General features: G+C 36.9%; 22 protein-coding genes. All 22 read left to right on the forward strand.

The annotated features are described in order from the left end of the window. The first annotated feature begins 98 nt into the window (after window positions 1–98). The 22 genes from rpsO to CIL05_RS09330 all read left to right on the forward strand — a co-directional run bounded on the left by rpsO (window position 99) and on the right by CIL05_RS09330 (window position 24,132). Window positions 99–368 carry a 30S ribosomal protein S15 gene (gene rpsO / locus CIL05_RS09225; RefSeq protein ID WP_095655241.1) on the forward strand — a complete coding sequence of 90 codons (270 nt, stop codon included), beginning with the start codon at window positions 99–101 and terminating at the stop codon, window positions 366–368. Between the two features lie 132 nt (window positions 369–500). Then, window positions 501–2,615 (forward strand): polyribonucleotide nucleotidyltransferase, encoded by a 2,115-nt coding sequence (locus CIL05_RS09230; RefSeq protein WP_095655242.1) that lies wholly within the window; start codon window positions 501–503, stop codon window positions 2,613–2,615. Between the two features lie 157 nt (window positions 2,616–2,772). Beyond that, window positions 2,773–3,717, forward strand: a complete 945-nt coding sequence (locus CIL05_RS09235; RefSeq protein WP_095655243.1) for a polysaccharide deacetylase family protein — start codon at window positions 2,773–2,775, stop codon at window positions 3,715–3,717. An 18-nt stretch (window positions 3,718–3,735) separates the two neighbouring features. Then, window positions 3,736–4,959 (forward strand): M16 family metallopeptidase, encoded by a 1,224-nt coding sequence (locus tag CIL05_RS09240; protein WP_095655244.1) that lies wholly within the window; start codon window positions 3,736–3,738, stop codon window positions 4,957–4,959. Between the two features lie 72 nt (window positions 4,960–5,031). After that, window positions 5,032–5,274: a YlmC/YmxH family sporulation protein gene (locus tag CIL05_RS09245; RefSeq protein WP_095655245.1), complete on the forward strand. Its 243-nt coding sequence runs from the start codon at window positions 5,032–5,034 to the stop codon at window positions 5,272–5,274. 292 nt (window positions 5,275–5,566) lie between these two features. Continuing rightward, window positions 5,567–6,451: a dipicolinic acid synthetase subunit A gene (dpaA, locus tag CIL05_RS09250; protein WP_095655246.1), complete on the forward strand. Its 885-nt coding sequence runs from the start codon at window positions 5,567–5,569 to the stop codon at window positions 6,449–6,451. Beyond that, entirely contained in the window at window positions 6,448–7,035 is a 588-nt protein-coding gene (gene dpaB / locus CIL05_RS09255) for a dipicolinate synthase subunit B (protein WP_095655247.1), read from the forward strand. The genes dpaA and dpaB overlap by 4 nt, the downstream gene beginning before the upstream one ends. 66 nt (window positions 7,036–7,101) lie before the next feature. Further along, a complete protein-coding gene (gene asd / locus CIL05_RS09260) occupies window positions 7,102–8,148 on the forward strand; it encodes an aspartate-semialdehyde dehydrogenase (RefSeq protein WP_095655248.1) in 1,047 nt (348 codons plus the stop codon). A gap of 49 nt (window positions 8,149–8,197) precedes the next feature. Next, window positions 8,198–9,448, forward strand: a complete 1,251-nt coding sequence (gene dapG, locus CIL05_RS09265; RefSeq protein ID WP_095655249.1) for an aspartate kinase — start codon at window positions 8,198–8,200, stop codon at window positions 9,446–9,448. Between the two features lie 23 nt (window positions 9,449–9,471). Beyond that, the gene (gene dapA, locus CIL05_RS09270) at window positions 9,472–10,338 is read left to right on the forward strand and encodes a 4-hydroxy-tetrahydrodipicolinate synthase (protein ID WP_095655250.1); all 867 of its coding nucleotides are present in this window, start codon (window positions 9,472–9,474) and stop codon (window positions 10,336–10,338) included. Between the two features lie 196 nt (window positions 10,339–10,534). Then, window positions 10,535–11,269 (forward strand): ClpP family protease, encoded by a 735-nt coding sequence (locus CIL05_RS09275; protein WP_095655251.1) that lies wholly within the window; start codon window positions 10,535–10,537, stop codon window positions 11,267–11,269. Then, complete coding sequence (locus CIL05_RS09280) at window positions 11,266–11,472, forward strand: YlzJ-like family protein (RefSeq protein WP_095655252.1); 207 nt, start codon at window positions 11,266–11,268, stop codon at window positions 11,470–11,472. Before CIL05_RS09275 ends, CIL05_RS09280 begins: the two co-directional genes overlap by 4 nt. A gap of 758 nt (window positions 11,473–12,230) precedes the next feature. Further along, a complete protein-coding gene (locus CIL05_RS09285) occupies window positions 12,231–14,492 on the forward strand; it encodes an FtsK/SpoIIIE family DNA translocase (RefSeq protein ID WP_095655253.1) in 2,262 nt (753 codons plus the stop codon). A gap of 242 nt (window positions 14,493–14,734) precedes the next feature. After that, window positions 14,735–15,460 carry a GntR family transcriptional regulator gene (locus tag CIL05_RS09290; protein WP_095655254.1) on the forward strand — a complete coding sequence of 242 codons (726 nt, stop codon included), beginning with the start codon at window positions 14,735–14,737 and terminating at the stop codon, window positions 15,458–15,460. A gap of 100 nt (window positions 15,461–15,560) precedes the next feature. Next, a complete protein-coding gene (locus tag CIL05_RS09295) occupies window positions 15,561–16,679 on the forward strand; it encodes a BMP family lipoprotein (RefSeq protein WP_095655255.1) in 1,119 nt (372 codons plus the stop codon). 159 nt (window positions 16,680–16,838) lie between these two features. Next, window positions 16,839–18,377 (forward strand): ABC transporter ATP-binding protein, encoded by a 1,539-nt coding sequence (locus CIL05_RS09300; RefSeq protein WP_095655256.1) that lies wholly within the window; start codon window positions 16,839–16,841, stop codon window positions 18,375–18,377. Continuing rightward, window positions 18,364–19,413 (forward strand): ABC transporter permease, encoded by a 1,050-nt coding sequence (locus CIL05_RS09305; protein ID WP_095655257.1) that lies wholly within the window; start codon window positions 18,364–18,366, stop codon window positions 19,411–19,413. Before CIL05_RS09300 ends, CIL05_RS09305 begins: the two co-directional genes overlap by 14 nt. Continuing rightward, a complete protein-coding gene (locus tag CIL05_RS09310) occupies window positions 19,414–20,367 on the forward strand; it encodes an ABC transporter permease (RefSeq protein ID WP_095655258.1) in 954 nt (317 codons plus the stop codon). It abuts the gene before it with no gap. Window positions 20,368–20,488: 121 nt separating this feature from the next. After that, a complete protein-coding gene (gene yfmF / locus CIL05_RS09315; protein ID WP_095655259.1) occupies window positions 20,489–21,778 on the forward strand; it encodes an EF-P 5-aminopentanol modification-associated protein YfmF in 1,290 nt (429 codons plus the stop codon). Further along, window positions 21,771–23,054 (forward strand): EF-P 5-aminopentanol modification-associated protein YfmH, encoded by a 1,284-nt coding sequence (gene yfmH, locus CIL05_RS09320; RefSeq protein ID WP_095655260.1) that lies wholly within the window; start codon window positions 21,771–21,773, stop codon window positions 23,052–23,054. Before yfmF ends, yfmH begins: the two co-directional genes overlap by 8 nt. A 9-nt stretch (window positions 23,055–23,063) precedes the next feature. Continuing rightward, window positions 23,064–23,780, forward strand: a complete 717-nt coding sequence (gene ymfI / locus CIL05_RS09325) for an elongation factor P 5-aminopentanone reductase (RefSeq protein ID WP_095655261.1) — start codon at window positions 23,064–23,066, stop codon at window positions 23,778–23,780. Window positions 23,781–23,868: 88 nt separating this feature from the next. Further along, window positions 23,869–24,132: a DUF3243 domain-containing protein gene (locus tag CIL05_RS09330; RefSeq protein WP_095655262.1), complete on the forward strand. Its 264-nt coding sequence runs from the start codon at window positions 23,869–23,871 to the stop codon at window positions 24,130–24,132. The last annotated feature ends 35 nt before the right edge of the window (window positions 24,133–24,167 follow it).

Raw genomic sequence — 24,167 nt, forward strand, 5'->3', positions numbered from 1 at the left:
ATGTACGATAAATAACGTAAAACCATCGCTTGGCAAATCGTAACTCCGACGCTTGCTAGGGGACTGGGGCTATGACATAATAATAGGAGGTGAGCCAGATGGCTATCACACAAGTACGTAAGAATGAAATTATTAGTGAATACAAAGTTCATGAAACTGACACTGGTTCTCCAGAAGTACAGATTGCTGTACTTACTGAAGAGATCACAACTTTAAATGAACATTTACGTGTTCATAAAAAAGACCACCATTCACGTCGCGGTCTTTTGAAAATGGTTGGTAAACGCCGTAATTTACTTAACTACCTACGTAATAAAGACGTTACCCGCTATCGTGAATTAATTAAAAAACTTGGCCTACGCCGATAATTATTCAAAAAGCAGGAGAAATCCTGCTTTTTTTATACTTAAGGGAATTTTTTACTACATAAAATTTACATTCGTGCTTATAAACTATAAAATGAAGGATAGAATGTTCTATTGAAAGGAGTACTATATAAAATGTCAGAAGAAAAACAAATATTCTCTACAGAAATCTCTGGTAGAAAGTTTACTGTTGAAATAGGAGAATTAGCAAAGCAGGCAAATGGCGCATGTATGATACATTATGGTGATACATCTGTATTATCAGTAGCTACAGCATCTAAAGAACCAAAGGATTTACCATTTTTTCCATTGACTGTGAACTATGAAGAACGTTTATATGCCGTTGGAAAAATACCTGGAGGATTCATTAAACGTGAAGGAAGACCCAGCGAAAAAGCTATTTTATCCTCACGATTAATTGACCGGCCTATCCGTCCTTTATTCCCGGATGGTTTTAGAAATGAAGTACAGGTAATTAGTACGGTAATGAGTGTTGATCAGGATTGTCCATCAGAGATTGCGGCAATGATTGGTTCCTCCATTGCACTTAGCATTTCAAATATTCCATTTGCTGAACCGATTGCAGGTGTTAATGTTGGACGAGTAGATGGGGAGTTCGTAATTAATCCTACAATTGCTCAGGAAGAAAAAAGCGATATGGAACTAACTGTAGCAGGTACGAAGGATGCTATAAACATGGTTGAGGCTGAAGCAGATGAGGTACCTGAAGACGTGATGCTTGAAGCTATTATGTTTGGCCATGAAGAAATTAAACGGCTGGTAGCTTTTCAAGAAGAAATTATACAAGCGACAGGAATTGACAAGTCACCAGTTAAATTATTTGAGCCGGAAGATGAATTAACCCAAAAAATTGAAGCAGATGCAAAAGAAAAACTAATTGCTGCAATTCAGGTAACAGAAAAGCATGCAAGAGAAGAAGCAATCAGTAATGTAAAAGATGAAGTACTAGAAGGTTATGTGGAAGAAGAACCTGAAGTTATCAAACAAGTGAAATCTGTACTGGATAAAATGGTTAAAGAAGAAGTGCGTCGTCTTATCACAAAAGAAAAGGTGCGCCCGGATGGTCGTAAGCCTGAAGAAATCCGTCCATTATCTTCCCGAATCAATGTACTTCCAAGAACTCATGGTTCAGGGCTGTTTACACGTGGACAAACCCAGGCACTTAGTATATGTACACTTGGAGCACTAGGTGATGTGCAGATTTTGGATGGTTTAGACCTGGAAGAATCAAAACGATTTATGCATCATTATAACTTCCCACAATATAGTGTTGGTGAGACGGGACCAATTAGAGGCCCTGGACGCCGCGAGATCGGACATGGAGCACTAGGAGAACGTGCACTTGAAAAAGTTATTCCATCTGAAAAAGTATTTCCTTATACGATACGCCTTGTTTCGGAAGTATTGGAATCAAACGGATCCACTTCACAGGCAAGTATCTGTGCAAGTACTCTGGCGATGATGGCTGCAGGTGTACCTATTAAAGCTCCGGTTGCAGGTATTGCAATGGGTCTGGTTAAATCCGGAGATGATTATACAATTCTAACCGATATTCAAGGAATGGAAGACGCACTTGGTGATATGGACTTTAAGGTAGCGGGAACAGCAGAGGGTGTTACTGCATTACAAATGGATATAAAAATTGATGGACTTTCACAGCAAATTTTAGAAGAAGCTTTAAGCCAGGCTAAGACAGGTCGTATGCAGATTCTTGATTCCATGCTTGCTACAATTAAAGAACCTAAAACAGAGCTTTCCGCATACGCTCCGAAAATTTTAACAATGAAGATTAATCCTGATAAAATACGTGCTGTCATTGGACCAAGCGGTAAACAGATTAATCAAATCATTGACGAAACAGGAGTTAAAATTGATATTGAGCAGGATGGAAGTGTATTCATTTCATCAACAGATTCAGCAATGAATGATAAAGCCAAAAAGATTATTGAAGATCTTGTAAGAGAAGTTGAAGTTGGTCAAATGTATTTAGGAAAAGTAAAACGAATTGAGAAATTCGGCGCCTTTGTTGAATTATTTAAAGGTAAAGATGGCCTTGTTCACATTTCCGAGCTTGCTGAAGAACGTACGAACAAAGTGGAAGATGTTGTAGCAATTGGTGATGAAATAATGGTGAAAGTTAAAGAAGTTGATCACCAGGGACGTGTAAACCTTTCTCGCAAAGCAATTTTAAAAGAAGAAAGAGAAAGAAAAGAACAAGCTAAATCATAAGAAGTAAGAGAAGCTGGATAGCCAGTTTCTTTTTTTTGCACTTATAGATTTCCAGCGGAGTAACGCTATACAAACCTGATATTGAGTCAATATTTTTTAAGATAATAAATCATACCTCGTCCCATGTGTTCATATGAATGAACAAGGGGGGATTTGTATGTACCGATATCGAAGTGTTGTTAATTTATGTGTGTTTATAATTATCGTTGGATTAGCATATAATTCGGAATATAATCCGTTTATGATGAAGGAAGCCAAAACATTATCACAAGCAATTAAAACAGAAGATGTATTATATAAAGAAATCCAGGATAAAAGTACAGATTTAAAAGATCCTCCGCAAAATGCATATATTGATGATGTTTGGAAGAAAACACCCGGACGAAATGGTCTCATCGTAAATTTGGATAAATCATATGAGAAAATGAAAGAAGAAGGACAGTATAACGAATCACTACTTGTGTATGAACAGAAATCTCCCGAGATATCAATAAAAGATTTGGCTGCTTCTCCGATATATCGGGGTCATCCGGAAAAAAACATGGTGGCATTTTTAATAAATGTTTCCTGGGGAGCAGAGTTCATTCCGGAAATAGTAAATATATTAAAAGAAAATAAAGTGAAAGCAACATTTTTTATTGAAGGCAAGTGGGCGAAAGATAATTCTGAACTTGTTAAAATGATTGATGAACAAGACCATGTAATCGGGAATCACGCATATAATCACCCCGATATGGCAAGGATATCAAATCAAAGTATCTTCGAACAGATAAATCAAACAAATGAAATAATCGAAGCAATAACAGGAGAAACACCTGAATGGTTCGCTCCCCCAAGTGGAAGTTTTAATGATCAGGTTGTTCTCACGGCACACCAATTGAAAATGGAAACAATTTTATGGACGGTTGATACAATTGATTGGAAGAATCCTTCTGTTTCTGTTATGATAAACCGAGTAAATAGTAAAATTCATCCAGGTGCAACGATATTAATGCATCCAACATCTTCTATCGCAAATAACCTTGGAGCTTTAATTAAAAACATTAAAGACCAGGACTATAAAATAAGTACAATAGAAAAATTACTTAGTGAAGAAAGATAACACGTAGGAGGATACAAATTGATTGAAAAACACACTAGTAAGAACGGACTTCGAGTCGTATTGGAAAAGATCCCTGCCGTTCGCTCTGTTACAATCGGTATATGGGTACTAACTGGATCCCGTAATGAAACAGAACTAAATAATGGTATTTCACATTTTCTCGAGCATATGTTTTTTAAAGGGACAAACACAAGATCAGCACAGGATATTGCTGAGGCATTCGACTCCATTGGTGGTCAGGTTAACGCTTTTACTTCCAAAGAGTACACATGTTTTTATGCAAAAGTACTGGATACACATAAAGAGTATGCTTTAGAAATTTTAGCAGATATGTTCTTTAATTCATCATTTGATGAAGAAGAAATGGAACGGGAGAAAAAAGTAGTATATGAAGAAATCAAAATGTATGAAGATACACCGGATGATATCGTTCATGACCTGTTAGCAAGAGCTTCTTATGGTGAACATCCATTGGGATATGCAATTCTGGGAACAGAAGACCATCTTAAGGACTTTAAACCGGATACATTGAGAAATTATATCAAAGAGCGTTATACTCCGGATAATGTTGTGATATCGGTAGCGGGGAATGTGGAAGAGTCTTTTATAAATAAAATTGATAGTCATTTTGGAGGCTATCAATCTGATTTTGAACGTGCACAAATAATAAAACCAGCCTTTTTGGCAAATAATATCGAACGTAACAAAGATACAGAACAAGCACATTTATGTTTAGGGTATGATGGACTGGAAATTGGCCATGAAAATGTTTACAGCTTGGTTATCATGAATAATGTTCTCGGTGGAAGCATGAGTTCAAGACTTTTTCAGGACGTGAGGGAAAAACAAGGATTAGCCTATTCGGTCTTTTCTTATCATTCATCCTTCCTGGACAATGGATTACTCACAATTTATGCTGGAACCGGTAAAGAACAATTACCATTATTAAAAGAGACAATAAGTAAAACGGTGGATAGCCTGATAGCTAAAGGTCTAACTGATAAAGAACTAAATAATAGCAAAGAACAACTTAAAGGTAACTTAATGTTGAGTCTTGAAAGTACAAATAGCAGAATGAGCCGTAATGGCAGAAATGAGCTACTGTTACAGCGACATCGTACATTAGATGAAATGATTCTGGAAATTGATGAAGTTAGTCATGAATCCATTCAAGAAGTAATTGAAACCATATTTAAACAATCGGCTTCTCAAGCTTTAATTGCACCTAAAATGATTAACTAACTTATGTGAACTAACATAGGTTAGTTTTTTTTGCATATATATGTATTACCTATTAATGATGGAGGGTAATCGATGCGCTATAAAGAAATCAGTGGAAAAGAAATTGTAGATGTCAATCAGGGATCAAGGTTAGGAATCCTGGGGCAGACAGATTTGGAAATTGATGAAAGAACAGGGCAGATAGAAGCATTTATTATTCCGAACTATAAATGGTTTGGACTAAAAAAAGAGGGAGAAGAAACGAAAATCCGCTGGAAAGCAATAAAGAAGATTGGTGAAGATATGATCATGGTAGAAACCGATCAATTCGAGTAGCAACTCGTATCAAAGCAAGGCTGGTATCGATTTTTAGAGATACCAGCCTTTTTATTTTTGGCAAGGAGGAAAGTATAAAACTTTCCCACTTGCATAAGTGCGGGCTAAGGCATCGCCAAAAAAGGCATGGCGATAGCCAGTTTTCTAATATTTTTAAAAACCTTATCACTATCAGCCTACAAACACATAAGCTATAAAGAAATGATTTTAAAACGTGTTCAAAAGGTGGATAGAATAGGCTTTTTGAACATCCACTATTAGGAAAAGTATGGTCTGGAGGTATTTACTAAGAATGAGTCGATTAATAGCTGTTATAGGTGGCGACGGACGCTATCTTGAATTAATCCGGCAGTTGCAGGGACTGCCTGACACAACCATTATACTTGTAGGATACAATAAATTGGAACAGGGATTTACAGGTCTAAAACAGACAGAATTTAAAGATTTGGAAGTAGAAAAATTGGATGCTATTATCTTACCAATTACCGGAATGGATCTGGAAGGAAATGTAGAAACTGTTTTTTCGGATCAGCCGATTCAAATAACTGAACAATGGTTTAAAAAATTGAAAAAAACAGCACTTGTATTTACTGGAATTACAAATAGTTTTTTAAATACGGCAACAGAAGAAGCTGATATTTCATTAATACCTTTATTAAATCGTGATGATGTTGCTATTTATAATTCAATCCCCACTGCAGAAGGGGTAATAATGATGGCTATTGAACATACAGACTATACCATTCATTCTTCCCGTATTATTGTAACCGGTTTTGGAAGAGTCGGAAACACGGTTGCAAATAAATTTTCTGCACTTGGAGCAAAAGTTTCTGTCAGCGCCAGTAGTATAAAGGATTTGGCGCGAATTACGGAAAGAGGCTTAACTGCAATACCATTAGATAAGCTTGATAAGTATACGGATTCATGTGATTTATTAATAAATACAATTCCTGCCATGGTAATTGATAAGAAAACAATCCAACAGCTGCCACCACATGCATTAATATTTGATCTGGCTTCAAATCCCGGTGGAACTGATTTTAAGTATGCAGAACAGCGTGGGATTAAGGCCATCCTAGCAAAAAGCCTGCCGGGTATTGTAGCACCAAAAACAGCTGGAAAGATCTTGGCAGATGTCATTAAACAATTATTGCAGGAAGAAGGAGGAGCAAAATGAGCCTTGAGGGAAAAAGGATTGGTTTTGGTTTAACTGGTTCACATCATACGTATAGTCAGATCTTTCCGCAAATAGAAAAGCTGATGGCTGAAAAGGCTGAAGTTATTCCGATCGTTTCTTATACGGTAAAAAATATTGATACAAAGTTTGGAAAAGCAGAAGAGCATATTGAAAAAATTGAATCAATTACCGGGAAACGTGTTATTTCTACTATGCCGGAAGCTGAACCGTTAGGACCGAAAAATCCACTGGATTGTATGATAATTGCACCATTAACAGGAAATTCATTAAGTAAGATGGCAAACGCATTGACAGATTCTCCTGTATTAATGGCTGCCAAATCCACCATGAGAAATCAAAGCCCTGTTGTCTTAGGTATAACAACAAATGATGCCCTTGGATTAAACGGGGTTAATTTAATGCGTTTAATGGCAACTAAATATATTTATTTTATTCCATACGGTCAGGATAATCCATATAAAAAGCCTAACTCTTTAGTAGCTAATTTGGATTATTTAGTTGATACTGTCAAAGCTGCATTGGAGCATGAACAAATTCAGCCTGTAATAATTCCCTATAAATAAGTAAATTATGATAAAATACAATGTTAAGACTATAAATATTTTTTTAGGGTGAAGGGAGTTATCAAAATGACAGAAAACAAAACATACAATATTGCAATACTGGGAGCAACAGGTGCAGTAGGACAGAAAATATTGCAAATCCTGGAGGATAAAGCTTTTCCGATAAATGAGGTAAAGCTATTATCTTCAAAACGATCTGCAGGAAAAAAAGTAATGTTTAAAAATGAAGAAATAGTTGTTGAAGAAGCAACTCCCGAAAGTTTTACAGGTGTAGATATTGCTTTATTTTCTGCAGGAGGTTCTGTATCAAAACAACTTGCTCCGGAAGCAGTGAAACGAGGAGCTGTTGTTGTTGATAATACCAGTGCTTATCGAATGGCTGAGGATGTTCCATTAGTTGTGCCTGAGGTTAACCAGGCAGATATAGCAAACCACCAGGGTATTATTGCAAATCCTAACTGTTCTACAATCCAGATGGTTGCAGCATTAAAACCAATCAAGGATTCTTACGGTATAAACCGGGTTATTGTATCAACATATCAAGCAGTATCAGGCGCAGGAGCAGAAGCTAATTTGGAACTGGAAAATCAAACGAAGCAGTTTTTGAATAAAGATGAATTAACTGCAGAATTACTTCCAGTAAAAGGAGATAAAAAGCATTATCCAATTGCGTTTAATGCGCTGCCGCAGATTGACGTTTTCCAGGATAATGGCTATACATTTGAAGAAATGAAAATGATAAATGAAACAAAGAAAATCTTGCATGCTCCTGATTTATCTGTAGCAGCAACTTGTGTTCGATTACCTTTTTTCACTTCTCATGCAGAAAGTATCTATATAGAAGTAGAAGAGGAAGGCTTGACAGTAGCTGACCTTTGGAAAGTATTAGAAACTGCGGATGGTGTAGTTTTACAGGATGATCCAAGTACTCAGACTTATCCAACACCATTAGATGCAGTAAATAAAGAAGATGTTTTTGTTGGTCGTGTTCGAAAAGATTTAGATAATGATAAGGGATTCCATATGTGGGTAGTAGCCGATAATCTTATGAAGGGTGCTGCATGGAATACGGTGCAGATTGCCGAGAGTTTAATAAAAAATAAATGGCTATAAAAAGAGGATGAACGCTCTTTAAAATGTAACTAACGTAAGAGGTGTTACAATGCAGATATTAGTTCAAAAATTTGGTGGAACATCTGTACAATCTGAAGAAAGCAGGAAATATGTTATCAAACATATTAAAAAAGCTTTGGTTAAAGGATATAAGCTGGTTGTTGTAGTATCTGCATTGGGAAGAAAATCAGATCCGTATGCAACCGATACATTACTCGGTATGGTTGACTTTCCTGCAAATAATAATTCAAATCGTGAACTCGATCTACTCATGTCATGTGGAGAAATTATTTCTGCTGTAGTTCTAACAAATGAACTTAGGAAGAATCATATAACTGCTTCTGCATTAACAGGTGCACAAGCGGGAATTGTAACAACAGCAGACTTTAATCAAGCTAAAATTAAAAAAGTGGAGACAAAAAGAATTTTAAATGAATTTGAAAATAATGATGTTGTTGTTGTTGCTGGATTTCAGGGACAAACAGAAAGTGGTGAAATAACGACAATTGGACGGGGTGGCAGTGATACTACAGCCGCAGCGCTTGGTTCAGCTTTAATGGCTGAACGTATTGAAATCTTTACAGACGTTAACGGTATTATGACGGCAGATCCGTCAGTAGTGAAAACTGCACGCCCATTAATTAATGTTACCTATACTGAGATTTGCAATTTGGCATACCAGGGTGCTAAAGTAATACACCCCCGTGCGGTTGAAATTGCAATGCAGGCAAAAATTCCACTACAGGTCAGGTCTACCCGGTCCAGCGAAAAAGGTACAATGATAACTTCATCTATTATTCCGGAAGCTGGAACTGATATTCCCGACCGGCTAATTACCGGTATTGCACATCTTGTATCAATAACACAAATCAAAGTTCCAACCAGGGAAGACGTATTTCACCTTCAATCAAACGTATTTAAGGCAATGGCAGAGGCAGGTATTTCCATCGATTTCATCAATATTTCGCCAACAGGAGTTATTTATACAGTTCCTGAAGCATTTACAAAAAAAGCTGTTAATATACTGGAAAATCTGGGATTTCAACCGGAAATAACTGAAAACTGTGCAAAGGTATCTGTTGTAGGTGCCGGAATGACTGGAATTCCTGGTGTTGCTTCTAAAATTGTGCAGGCGCTAACGAATGCAGAGGTGCAAATTTTACAATCTGCAGATAGTCATACGACAATCTGGATTCTTATCCATGAAAAAGATCTGGTAACGGCAGTAAATGCATTACATGATGTGTTTGAATTAAGCAATATAAAGAAGAGAACAAATTATCAAATCATGTCATCATAAATTCCCGAAGAAAGGTGAAATAAATGAATTTCGGTAATGTATTAACAGCGATGGTAACTCCATTTGATGAAGATGGAAATATGGACTTAGAGAAAACAACTGTGTTAATCGAATACTTGCTGAATAATGGAACGGAGGGACTTGTAGTATCGGGTACAACCGGTGAGTCACCAACCTTATCTACAGAAGAAAAAATAAACCTTTTTAAGCATGTCGTAAAAGTCGTCAATAAAAGAGTACCGGTAATTGCCGGTACCGGAAGTAACAATACTGCCGATTCAATTACTTTAACAAAATACGCTGAAAATTGTGGAATGGATGCAATCATGTTGGTTGTCCCATATTATAATAAACCTAGCCAAAGCGGAATGTATGAGCATTTTACCGCTATTGCTAAGGAAACAACCTTACCTATTATGTTATATAATATACCAGGGCGGTCTGTTGTGAAGATGAATGCAGAAACAATTATTAACCTAAGTAAAATTAAAAACATTGTTTCAGTAAAAGAAGCGAGTGGCGACCTTGACCAGGTTTCAGAAATTATTGAAGAAACCAGTGATCAATTTAGTGTTTACTGTGGGGATGATGGGCTGACATTACCAATGCTTTCCATTGGGGCAGATGGTGTTGTTTCTGTCGCATCCCATATTATTGGTAATGAAATAAAGGATATGGTTAACAATTTTAAAAAAGGGAATGTAAAAAAGGCTGCTCTCACACATCGTAAATTATTACCTGTTATGAATGGCCTTTTTTCTCAGCCCTCTCCAATACCTGTTAAGACCGCTTTGCAAATGAAGGGAATCGAAGTCGGCAGTGTACGCTTGCCATTAGTAGCTCTTACCAAACAGGAAAAATTAGAATTAAAGAAAATAGTTGATCAATAAAACCGGTTTATACCGGTTTTATTTCATTTTGGCAGTAGATAGCTTTTTAATGTGATTTCCCTGAAAAGCCATTTCTGACCTGTTGGATATATATTTTTACATTGTTAAACTGGCACTGCTTTTCTTACGCATGTTAATACTCCATTACGTTCATACTATCATTAGTGTGATCAATTTATATGAGGAGTGTTGAATAATGAATAATAAAACCGAGAAAAAAGAAGATCAGAATCAGGACCAACAGCAAAACTCATCTGCATTGGTACAAAAAATACAGCAATTAGGTCAATCCAACATACCACAGGCCCCAGATTCAAATATTCATGTTCTTTCCATTATTGGACAAGTAGAAGGTCATATTCAATTACCACCACAAAATAAAACAACTAAATATGAGCATTTGCTGCCACAACTGATTGCAATTGAACAAAATCCAAAAATAGAAGGATTAATTATTTTGCTTAATACAGTCGGAGGGGATGTAGAAGCAGGACTTGCACTTTCAGAAATGATATCTTCTATCTCCAAACCTACTGTCTCCATTGTTTTAGGTGGTGGTCATTCTATTGGGGTACCAATTGCAGTTGCTACGAATTATTCTTATATTGTACCAACAGCGACAATGACAATACATCCGGTTCGTTTAACAGGTCTGGTGATTGGAGTACCTCAAACATTTGAATACTTAGATAAAATGCAGGACAGGGTAATTAATTTTGTGGTTAACCATTCCAATATAAAGGAAGAGAAATTTAAGGATCTGATGTTTGCCAAAGGAAATTTAACTAGAGATATTGGAACAAATGTTATTGGAACAGATGCCGTTGAATATGGATTAATTGATGGAGTCGGTGGTGTTAAGGAGGCAATGCAAAAAATAAATGAATTAATAAACGATAATAAAACCGTGGAAAATCAGGTGATCCAATGATATTATATACGCCTTTATCAGAAGCAGATATTTATCCAAATTCACCAGAGGATTTTTCAAACAGGCACTGTGTTTCCTATGGAGGAAAATCCCTATATGTAGAACAAACAGCTGATGGCTCCTATCAGTTGTTGCAGTTGCTTTCGACCGATCCACAGGATTTTATGGATGAAAACTATACACCTGGAACAATTTTACGTTAATTTTCGTGTCACTTTTACTTTGTCAGCCTAATCAAAGAAGAAGCAAAAGGGAATTTGTAATTAGGATTCCAGCTGAATGCTGCTTTGTTTTAGGCTGTTTTCTAAAGGATTGGGGTCTGTGAACTGCTTGCGCCCACCAAAAATCTGTTGTTTGTTACAAAAAATATAAGAGACGACGTAACTTTAGCATGACTTTTCTCGCCTGTCTTTACAAGATGAGTGCTAGTCCAGCGCTCCGGAAACACATTTCGCTTTCCGCGGGCGGCTGGTGAGCCTCCTCGTGCTTCGCACTGTGGGGTCTCACCTATGCCTCTCCTCCCGCAGGAGTCTTCATGTGTTTCCTTCGCTAGAATTGTGCTTTGTAATTTTTTAAAAAGTTCTTGATTAATTCAAATAAATGCTTGCACATTTTTGGCAGTTGTTTGGAGTGGAGGATCGTTGACTCCTGCGGGAACAAGAGGTTTTCGGTGGGACGAGTAAACGCAGTCCCAGCACGTGTCTGAAGACCCCACAGCGGTGATCTTCCGCGAGGAGGCTGAAGCCGTACCCTAAGGTCCGCAACGATCCGCAGCGGAAAACAACCAAGCGCATACGTCGCACTTTATATCTAATTCGACGTTTAAAGCAGCAATACTTACAAAAAGAGTCCTGTTTTATGATATAATTTATAATAATTATGTATTGAACACCCTTGCCATTTTTTCGGCAGGGGTTTACTGCTCATGTGTGATTGCCTGTAAAATAATAGAGGTGAAAATATGGCAAAGAATAGAAAAAAAAGAAAAGGTAAACTGAAAAAACAGCTGAAATTTGAATTACTGGGACTGCTATTTATCTTTCTGGCCATTTTTGGCAGTGGTGCCAGTGCAATTAGTGATGGGGCAATTCCAGGCGGATTAGAAAATATCTTTCGCTTCTTTTTAGGCATATGGTATTTTACAGCATCCATATTTTTATTGATTACAGGTATCCTTTTAGTTGTGAAAAGACGCTATCCTAATTTTTTTAATAAAAAACTGATAGGTTTCTATATTTTATTCATTGGGGTATTACTCTTAACACATATTCAGACATTTGAAAGATTACTAGGCTCAGGTGATGTCTCAATTATTGGAACAACCTGGGACAATTTCTTTATGTTTATTGAAGGACAAGGTACCGCTGGTCAATTAGGCGGAGGTATGGTTGGTGCTCTCCTATTTACTTTTTGCTATTATTTATTCTCTTTAGCAGGAGCAAAAATTGTTGCTGTATTTTCAATTATTATTGGACTTATTTTTATGACAGAGTTCTCTATAGGAGATCTTTTTTCTAAAATAGGGAAAAAAATGAAAGTATTTATAAAAAACGTCCAGGAAAAATGGAAGCATGCCAGAATTGAAAAAAATAATCTTAAAGAGGAGAAGCAATCAGAAGTTGAAGTACCACAAAGTGATGAGGAAATTGAAGAACCATTTATCCAGGATTTCACGGACGTGGCTTATGCCAATCCGAATCCAAAGCAGCAAATAGAAAAAACAATGGAAGAAGCCCCGGCAGATGATAAGCAGGAAGAGATCAATTTAGAAACGATGCCTATGACGGAAACAGAAAATCATGAATATCTATTACCTTCACCGGATTTATTGGCTGAGCCTGCACATAACTCACAACAGCAGGAAAAGTCGCAAATTCAGGCAACGGTAAGAAAGCTGGAAAGAACCTTTAATAGTTTTGGAGTCAAGGCAAAAATAACGAAAGTACATGTAGGGCCTGCTGTAACAAAATATGAAGTATATCCGGAAGCAGGTGTGAAGGTAAGTAAAATTGTTAGTTTACATGATGATCTTGCACTTGCACTGGCTGCTAAGGATATTCGAATTGAAGCACCTATTCCAGGTAAATCAGCAGTTGGTATAGAAGTGCCAAATCAGGAAGTTGCTATGGTTTCGCTCCGTGAGGTACTGGATAGTACGTTAAATAATCAGGTATCCAAGTTGTTATTTGCTTTAGGGCGTGATATTTCCGGTGATGCCATAATGGCTGAATTAAATAAGATGCCGCATCTTTTAATAGCTGGTGCAACTGGAAGTGGTAAAAGTGTATGCGTAAATGGTATAATTACGACCATTTTAATGCGCACAAAGCCACATGAAGTTAAAATGATGATGATAGATCCAAAAAAAGTGGAATTAAATGTTTATAATGGAATCCCGCATTTACTTGCACCTGTTGTAACAGATCCTAAGAAAGCATCACGAGCACTAAAAAAAGTAGTTTCAGAGATGGAAAGAAGGTACGAGTTATTTTCAGATACGGGCACACGAAATATTGAAGGATATAATGAATATATACGTAAATATAATGTAACTTCAGATGAAACACAACCAAACCTGCCATATATAGTAGTGTTGGTAGATGAGCTGGCAGATTTAATGATGGTTGCATCAAATGATGTAGAAGATTCAATAACAAGACTTGCTCAAATGGCTCGTGCAGCCGGTATTCATTTAATTATAGCAACACAGCGTCCTTCTGTTGATGTTATTACCGGTGTTATAAAAGCAAATATTCCATCTAGAATTGCTTTTAGTGTTTCATCTTCAACAGATTCCCGGACAATTCTTGATTCCGGTGGAGCTGAGAAACTACTTGGACGAGGGGACATGTTATTTCTTCCAGTTGGACAATCTAAACCTACGAGAGTCCAGGGGGCATTTTTATCAGATGATGAAGTTGAAAGAATCGTAGATCATTGTATTGATCAGCAAAAGGCTTCTTATCAGGAAGAAATGATACCGGAAGACACGAATGAAGTTACCGAACAGGTAGATGATGAACTATATGATGATGCCGTTCAGTTGATAACAGAAATGCAAAGCGCCAGTGTTTCAATGCTCCAGCGCAGATTTAGAATTGGTTATACAAGAGCCGCAAGACTAATTGATGCAATGGAAGATAGAGGGATTGTCGGCCCGTATGAAGGTAGTAAGCCGAGAACAGTATTGATTTCACAAACTGATGAAGAAAGATCATCTTAAAGTTACCAATAGATAATAAGTAGACAATCTGTTCCATAGAAAACGGAATAGATTGTCTTTTTAATTTTTCCCAAACTATTGATTGTTACAGGAATATTAATGTTTTATTAATAAAATGTATCTAAACTATTTATTTATTTTAATAATAATGGTATATTGATGACGGACAAAATAGTCAAACGTCAGATGTCGGATCTCGGATCTCTGGTAAATTAATACTCTATCGATAAAGGGGGGATTATATGTCGATTAAAATAGATTCCAGACATTTATATTTACAAGTAATTGATGAAATTAAACGGGATATTGAAAGCGGTAAATATAAAGAAAAAGAAAAACTGCCATCGGAATTTCAATTGTCCAGGCAATTAGGTGTATCACGTGCAACATTAAGAGAAGCACTGCGAATATTAGAAGAAGAAAATGTAGTCGCGCGTCGGCATGGGGTAGGTACTTTCGTTAATCCAAAGCCGATTTATTCGTCTGGGATAGAGCAATTGAACAGTGTTACTTATATGATAGAACAATCGGGGAAAACTGCGGGTTCACAATATTTAACTACAGAACTTCTTGAACCAACAGAAGAGGAATGCAAACTATTCTCCCCTAAAAAGATCCAATCACTTGCAAATATCGAGCGTGTACGTACAGCTGATAATAGTCCGGTGGTGTTTTGTATTGATAAGATTCCGTCTGAATTAATTCCTTTAGAACGTGTACATACGGCAGACTCGTTATTCAAACTAATGGAGGAATATACAGGTAAACACATTGCCTATGCTGTTACATATATCGAACCTATCAGCTATCATGATCGTATTTATAATATATTGGACTGCGGACCTGAGCAATCATTACTACTACTAAAGCAAATGCATTATACGAGTGACGATGAGCCCGTACTTTATTCAGCCAATTATTTTCGCCCAGATGTGTTCAGCTTTCATGTTCTTAGGAAAAGAATGTAAGGGGATTTATATGATGCTTTTTAGGAGGTGATTGGCCAAAGAATAGCTATGTTTTATCAGCTTCAGGAAGTAAAATTTAACAAATATGGGGGTATTTAGATTGAAAAATCGTAAATTTATATTATTATTTGCTTTGCTATTAAGCCTTGGTATAATCCTGGCAGCATGTGGAAGCGGTGGATCTGATGAGGAAAGCGGAGATACTGACAGTGGTTCTGACAATGAAACATCAGATGAAGAAGCATCAACAGATTTTAGTGCTGCAATGGTAACAGATATTGGTGGGGTTGATGATAAATCATTTAACCAGTCATCATGGGAAGGGTTGAAGGCTTGGGGAGAAGAGCATGGACTTTCTAAAGGTAATGGAATAAATTATGCACAGTCCGATGAAAAGGCTGACTATATTCCAAACTTAAACCGTTTAATCCGTGATGAATATGATTTGATTTTTGGGATTGGCTTTGAATTGAAAGAAGACCTTCAAAAGGTTGCGGATCAATATCCTGACACTAAATTTGCATTAGTTGATGATACGATCGAAGCAGATAATGGTGTGAGTATTACATTTAAAGAACATCAAGGTTCGTTTTTGGTTGGGGTAGCTGCAGCTAAAAAAACAAACACGAATAAATTAGGGTTTGTTGGTGGTATCGATTCACCATTAATTAATAAATTTGAATCCGGTTTCATTGCAGGAGCTAAATCTGTAAATCCTGATATTGAAGTGGAAGTTGATTATGCAGAGTCATTTGGTGATGCTGCTAAAGGAAAAATCATTGCTTCAACTATGTACAATAATGATATTGATATAATTTTCCATGCAGCTGGTGGAACAGGTAATGGTGTGTTTAACGAGGCAAAAGATCTTAAGCAAAATGATCCTGAGCGTGAAATCTGGGTAATTGGTGTTGACCGTGACCAGCATGAAGAAGGACAAATCGGTGATCATAATGTAACGTTAACTTCTATGATCAAACGTGTTGACGTTGCTGTACAAGATGTTGCTAACCAAGCGATGAACGGTGATTTTCCTGGTGGAGGATTACTGGAATATGGACTGGAAGAAGACGCTATAAGTTTTGCTACTACAAATGAAGAAGCAATGACAGAAGATATTATCAGCGAGGTAGAAGAATGGCAGGAAAAAATTGCTAGTGGTGAATTAGAAGTTCCTCAAACCCGTGAAGAAACGGAAGCATTTGTAGATGGACTTTAAAAATAATAAGGAAAGGCTGATTATTTCAGCCTTTTCCTTCATTAATTCCAGTTTTGAAATTTTCAAATGAAGTGGATAATTAATTGATTATCCTTTTCATTTGGCAATTTATAAAAACTATATATAAATAGTTTTATGGTATAAAAGGGGTGAGCTATAGTGGAATACGTTATAGAAATGTTGAATATACGAAAGGAATTTCCAGGAATTGTAGCAAATGATGATATTACAGTTCAACTGAAAAAAGGGGAAATACATGCATTATTAGGTGAAAATGGTGCAGGTAAATCTACCTTAATGAACGTTCTATTTGGTTTATATCAGCCTGAAAAAGGTGAGATTCGTGTAAATGGAAAAAAAGTAAATATCACGAACCCGAATATAGCCAATGATCTTGGAATTGGCATGGTTCATCAGCACTTTATGCTTGTTGAACCATTTACAGTAACGCAAAACATTATACTTGGCAACGAACCTACCAAAAAAGGAAAAATAGATATAAAAAAAGCAGAGAGAGAAGTACAGGAAATTTCAGACAAGTATGGTTTAAAGGTGGATGCTACTGCTAGAATCAGTGATATTACAGTCGGGATGCAGCAGCGTGTTGAAATATTAAAAACACTATACCGCGGGGCAGACGTATTAATATTTGACGAGCCTACTGCTGTTTTGACACCACAGGAAATTCACGAGCTTATTGAAATTATGCAATCACTTATAGCCGAAGGAAAATCTATTATATTAATTACACATAAATTAAAAGAAATTATGCAGGTTTGTGACCGCTGTACAGTTATCCGTAAAGGAAAAGGAATAGGGACGGTAGATGTAGCTGATACCAGTGTTTCAAGGCTTGCATCATTAATGGTTGGCAGAGATGTTGTTTTTAAAACAGAAAAGAAACCTGCCGAACCAAAAGAAACTGTTTTAAAAATTGAAAAGCTTGTTGTAAATGATTCAAGAAAAATAAGTATGGTAAAAGAGTTGAACCTTGATGTACGCGCAGGTGAAATTGTCGGAATAGCTGGGGTTGATGGTAATGGTCAAACTGAATTGGTCGAGGCCATTACAGGACTCAGAAAAAGTGAATCCGGTTCCATCATGCTAAAAGGTAAAAACATTAAAAATCTATCACCGAGAAAAGTGACTGAAAGCGGAATTGGGCATATACCACAAGATCGTCACAAATATGGTTTGGTTCTTGATTATCCAGTTGGGGAAAATATTGTCCTGCAGACATATTATCAAAAACCATTTTCAAAGGCTGCAATCCTTAATTATAAAGAAATATATGAAAAAGCGAAGGAGATAATAGAAGAGTTTGATGTAAGAACACCGAGCGAATTTACAAAAGCGAGGGCTCTTTCGGGTGGAAATCAGCAAAAAGCGATTATCGGCCGTGAACTTGACCGATCACCTGATTTGTTAATTGCAGCACAGCCAACCAGGGGACTTGATGTAGGTGCGATCGAATTTATCCATACAAGATTGATAGAAGAACGGGATAAAGGACGGGCTGTATTACTAGTTTCCTTTGAATTAGATGAAATTATTGATGTTAGTGACAGAATTGCAGTTATGTTTGATGGTAAGATTGATGCCATTTTGAAACCTGAAGAAACGAATGAACATGAGCTTGGTCTCTTGATGGCAGGTAGTCAGGTTAGTGGGGCAGGTGAATCAAATGACAAAGAGTAACAAATTATTCACCATTTTAATACCAATTATTTCTGTATTGCTTGGGCTGATTGCCGGAGCGATTATTATGCTTTTTTCCGGTTATAATCCAATCCTTGGTTATACAGCTTTATGGAATGGTGCTTTTGGTGATGCATTTACAATTGGAGAAACTGTCAGAAGAATTACTCCTTTGCTCCTTACAGGTCTGGCTGTAGCCTTTGCTTTTCGTACCGGATTATTTAATATCGGTGCAGAAGGACAGGTTATCGTGGGCTGGCTTGCTGCAGTATGGGTTGGTCTTGCTGTTGATGCTCCCATGGTAATTCATCTTCCACTTGCGATTTTAGCTTCACTTGCAGCAGGTGCCCTTTGGGGTTTTATACCAGGTCTGTTAAAAGCTAAACTAGGCGTACATGAAGTAATTGTAACAATTATGATGAACTACATTGCATTATACTCTGTAAACGAAATTGTCAGGAGTGTTTTGACAGAGCAAGAAACAACAACAGATGCAATTGCCCCAACAGCTTCATTAGCATCAGAATGGCTGCAGGGACTGACATATTTCTCACGGATGCATTATGGTATTGTAATAGCTTTATTCGCTGCAGCTGTCATGTGGTTTATCATCCAGAGGACTACGGCAGGGTATGAATTAAAAGCAGTTGGATTCAACCAGCATGCTTCAAAATATGCCGGAATGAATGTAAGTAAAAATATTATCCTTTCTATGGTAATTTCGGGAGCTTTTGCGGGACTTGCTGGAGCAATGGAGGGGCTTGGAACATATGGCACAATATCGATTATGTCCGGTTTCACCAACCTTGGATTTGATGGGATTGCAGTAGCACTGCTTGGTGCAAACAATGCATTTGGTGTTGTACTTGCAGCTATCCTGTTTGGTGTTCTTAAAGAGGGTGCCGGTCAAATGCCAACAGGTGCAGGTGTCCCGACAGAATTGGTTGATATTATTATTGCACTTATCATTTTCTTTGTAGCATCCAGTTACATTATTCGCTGGGTATTACTTCGCTTCAAAAAGGAGGGGAAATAAATGATTGAAGTATTGCAATCACTTATTCCAACAGTCTTATTCTTTTCAGCACCCCTGATATTCACTGCTTTGGGCGGAGTATTCAGTGAACGATCCGGTGTCGTAAACATCGGATTGGAAGGATTAATGGTAATGGGGGCGTTTGTCGGAATTGTATTTAATCTGACATTTGCCGATGTTTTTGGATCATGGACACCATGGATTTCTATTTTCGTTGCAGCGATTATTGGTGCTATATTTTCAATCATCCATGCCATTGCATCCGTATCTTTTAATGCAAACCAGGTGGTTAGTGGTGTAGCTATCAACATGCTAGCACTCGGAATAGGTGTTTATTTAACGAAACAATGGTATGGCAAAGGCCAGACTGATATGGTCACAGAGCCGTTTTTCAGGACAGATATACCATTACTAGCTGATATACCTTTCATAGGTCCTATATTTTTTCAAGGGATATATTCAACATCATATGTTGCCATCCTATTTGCATTTATTGCATGGTATGTTTTATATAAAACACCATTTGGCTTAAGATTACGGGCTGTTGGTGAACATCCAATGGCTGCAGATACAAACGGTATCAATGTTTATAAAATGCGTTATATTGCTGTTATTCTATCCGGTGCTTTTGGTGGGTTAGGCGGATCTGTTTTCGCGCTTACGATTGTATCAAATTTCTCCCATTCAACAATTGTTGGACAGGGATTTATGGCACTGGCTGCCGTCATCTTTGGAAAATGGCATCCGCTGGGAGCTATGGGGGCAGCACTATTCTTTGGATTTGCCCAAAGCTTAAGTGTAATTGGCGGCAATATACCACTGCTTGAAAGTGTCCCACAGGTGTTCCTGCTTATTGCACCATATGTATTAACAATACTTGCCTTGGCAGGATTCATCGGCCGTGCAGATGCTCCTAGAGCAAATGGTGAGCCGTATATTAAGGGAAGTAGATAGGAGACTACGGAACAGACTTGTTATGTATACATAGCAAGTCTGTTTTTTTTCGTTTATAATGGATTACAAATGGTAAATATGTGCAGAATATAGTTGATTACATCGTACTGGAGGATAATTAATGAATAAAGTCGAAGAAAAGATTGTGAAGAAAAATGGACTGAACATGCATTTTATTCAAAGTAATAAATTCAAAACAATTAATATTGTAGCAAAGCTGAGAGCTCCATTAAATCGTGAGACCATTACAAAAAGGGCTTTACTCCCTTATATTTTAAAGCAGGGGACAAAAAGCTACCCCAGCAGACAGGAGCTTCAACTAAAACTGGATGAATTATATGGTGCTGTACTCTCAATAGATGGCTCAAAAAAGGGTGAAAGCCATATTATCAGCTTCCGCATGGAGCTGGCCAATCAAAAGTTTATTCCAAAAGAATCATCCATTATTGATGAGGGGATAAAACTGTTCGGTGAGCTATTATTCAAACCAAATAGTTCAAATAATGCTTTTGAAAAAGATATAGTTAATAGGGAAAAAAATACCTTAAACCAAAAAATAAATGCCATCCAGGATGATAAAATGAGTTATGCAAATATGAGATTAATTGATGAGATGTGTGAAGGTGAAGCCTATCAATTACATGTTCATGGTTATGAGGAAGATTTAAACAATCTAACTGCTGAAAACCTATATGAGTATTACAAAAAAATGCTGTCTGAAGATCAACTGGATATTTATATAGTAGGGGATTTTGATGAACAGGAAGTCGCTGAAAAAATTACAACCACAATGGATCGGGGAGAAACCAGTACATCTGAGAAGCAAAATATACTTGAGAGTAAACAACAATCTGATCCCAAAGAAGTTATTGAAAAACAAAATATTCAGCAGGCTAAGCTGCATATAGGCTACCGGACTAATGCCACGTATAAGGATGAAGATTATTTTGCTTTACATGTATTTAACGGGATATTTGGCGGATTTCCAAGTTCTAAATTATTTATAAATGTAAGAGAAAAAAACAGCCTTGCTTATTATGCTGCATCCCGTATTGAAAGCCAAAAAGGTTTATTGCTGGTGCTCAGTGGGATTGCACCAGATGATTTCGAAAAAGCCAAAGATATTATCAAACTACAAATGACGGCAATGAAGGATGGAGATTTTACCGAAACGGAATTAAATGAAACAAAGGAATTGATTGTCAATCAGTTACTGGAAACAATGGATCATCCGCAAGGATTAATTGAACTTTTATATCAACAGGTATTGGGTGACAAGGAACTTCCTCCTGAGAAATTAATTGAAAGCATCAAAAAGGTAACGAAGGAAGATGTTACGAAACTTGCAGATAAAATCGATGAAGATACAGTTTATTTATTAACAAGTGAGGGAGGCGTGTCTAATGAATGAACAAACTTATGAGGCAATTGCAGAAACGATATACTCAGAAAAACTGGATAATGGTTTGAATGTATTTTTACTTCCAAAACGGGAAATGGCTAAAACATATGGTTTGTTTTCTACAAACTATGGATCAATTGATCAAACCTTTGTACCTATTGGAAAAGAGGATAAAGTTAACGTTCCGGAAGGTGTCGCACATTTTTTGGAACATAAACTATTTGAAAAAGAAGATCGTGATGTATTTGCAGATTTTGGCCGGCAGGGTGCTTCTCCAAATGCGTACACATCATTTACAAAAACTGCTTATTTATTCTCAGCAACCAATCATATCGAAAAAAATGTGGAAACATTAATTGACTTTGTTCAGGATCCTTACTTTTCCGAACAATCTGTTGAAAAGGAAAAAGGAATAATTGCACAGGAAATTAAAATGTATGATGACCAGCCTGATTGGCAGTCATTTATGGGAACGATTAAAGCTATATTCAAAAACCATCCGGTAAATATCGACATTGCTGGTACGGTAGATTCTATTAATTCGATCACTAAAGATGACCTGTACACATGTTATAACACCTTTTACCACCCGGAAAATATGACCCTGTTTATTGCTGGGAATTTTGATGCTGAAAGTATGATGGATTTAATCAGAAATAATCAGCAATCAAAAGATTTCGAAAAAATGGATACGATTGAAAGAGAATTTCCGGAGGAGCCTACTAAAGTTGCAACGAAAGAAAATAAAATTATTATGCCTGTATCGATTCCGAAATGTACAATTGGCATAAAAGATTCAGCTTCAGAGTTAACCAAGGAAGAATTTTTAAAAAAAGATCTGCTTCAAGGTATGGTTCTGGATTTTTATTTTTCAAAAGGCGGAGAATTTTATCAGGAACTATATAATGGAGAGTTTATTGATGCAAGCTTCCATTTTGAAACAAACCTGGAGAGAAACTTTGGCTATACGTTGATTGGCAGTAATACGGAGCAGCCTGATCAATTTGCAGATAAAGTTAAAGAATTGCTGTTGAAGACAAATACTGCATCACTTTCCGATGAGGATTTTGAACGGATGAAAAAGAAAAAAATTGGTCAGCTTTTAAGAGCAATGAATTCATTGGAATTTATTGCAAATAAATATATTCATTACAACACAATGGAAATAGATCTATTTGATGTAATCCCGTCAATACAAAAATTAACACTTCAGGAAGCTAATGAATTCGTACAAAATTGGATTAAAGAAGATCAATTAACCGTTTGTACAATAGCTGCAGAGTAGGGGAATAGGATGGGGAAGAATGTATTAATTATTGGTGCCAGCGGAGATATTGGTGTTGCTATTGCCAGCCGACTGGCAGAAGACGGTTATCAATTATTGCTGCATTATAATAAAAATAGGGAAATGATAGATAAATTCCGGAACAAAATAAACAATGATTGTGTGCTTACTGTGATCCAGGCTGACTTAAGGATTGAAACCGAAACGAAAAGGTTGCTTACCGAACTGGTTTTTCCAGTTGATTATATTATTTTTGCAAGTGGAACAGCTCATTTTGGTTTATTTCAGGATACCTCTGAACAGATAATGGATGAAATGCTGGCACTACATGTTAAAGCACCATGGATGATCACTAAACATTTGCTGCCTTCCATGATCAGGCAGCAATTCGGCAAGATTGTATTTATCACATCAATTTGGGGAGAACAGGGTGCAAGCAACGAAGTAATCTATTCCTCTGTAAAAGGTGCCCAAAATAGTTTTGTAAAAGCATTGGCAAAAGAGGTTGCTCCAAGTGGCATAGCAGTAAACGCCGTTAGTCCTGGTTTTATTGAAACTAAAATGAATAATAATTTAACGAATGAAGAAAAAAAGGAACTATATAATGAAATACCGATGAATCGTGCAGGAAAACCGAGTGAAGTCGCCGGCATTGTTCATTTTTTACTGGAGGATAACTCTAGTTATATTCAAGGTGAAATCATTAATATGACCGGTGGCTGGTAGGGCAGCAGCCAAGTTCAATTTTAAAACATGTATAAACGATAGAAAAAATCAAATACTATACATGTAAAAAATTGAAGGAGGCAAATGTATGTCAGTTCTGGATAATTTCGATAATTGGAAAGGTTTTTTAGCTAATAAGCTTCAATCTGCACAGCAACAGGGCATGAGCGAGCAAACAATTCAAAATGTTGCTCATGAAGTAGGCGACTATCTTGCGCAAAGTGTTGATGCAAAGAATAATGAAGAAGCAGTACTGCGGGAATTATGGAATGCTGCTTCAGAGAATGAACAGCAGGCAATTGCGAATACGATGGTTAAACTTGTACAAAATCAGGGAAATACAAATCAATAAATACTATTAAGGTGAGGGAAGCTGTATACTAAAAA

The organism is Virgibacillus profundi (genome assembly GCF_002287375.1).
Taxonomy (GTDB): domain Bacteria; phylum Bacillota; class Bacilli; order Bacillales; family Amphibacillaceae; genus Virgibacillus_K; species Virgibacillus_K profundi.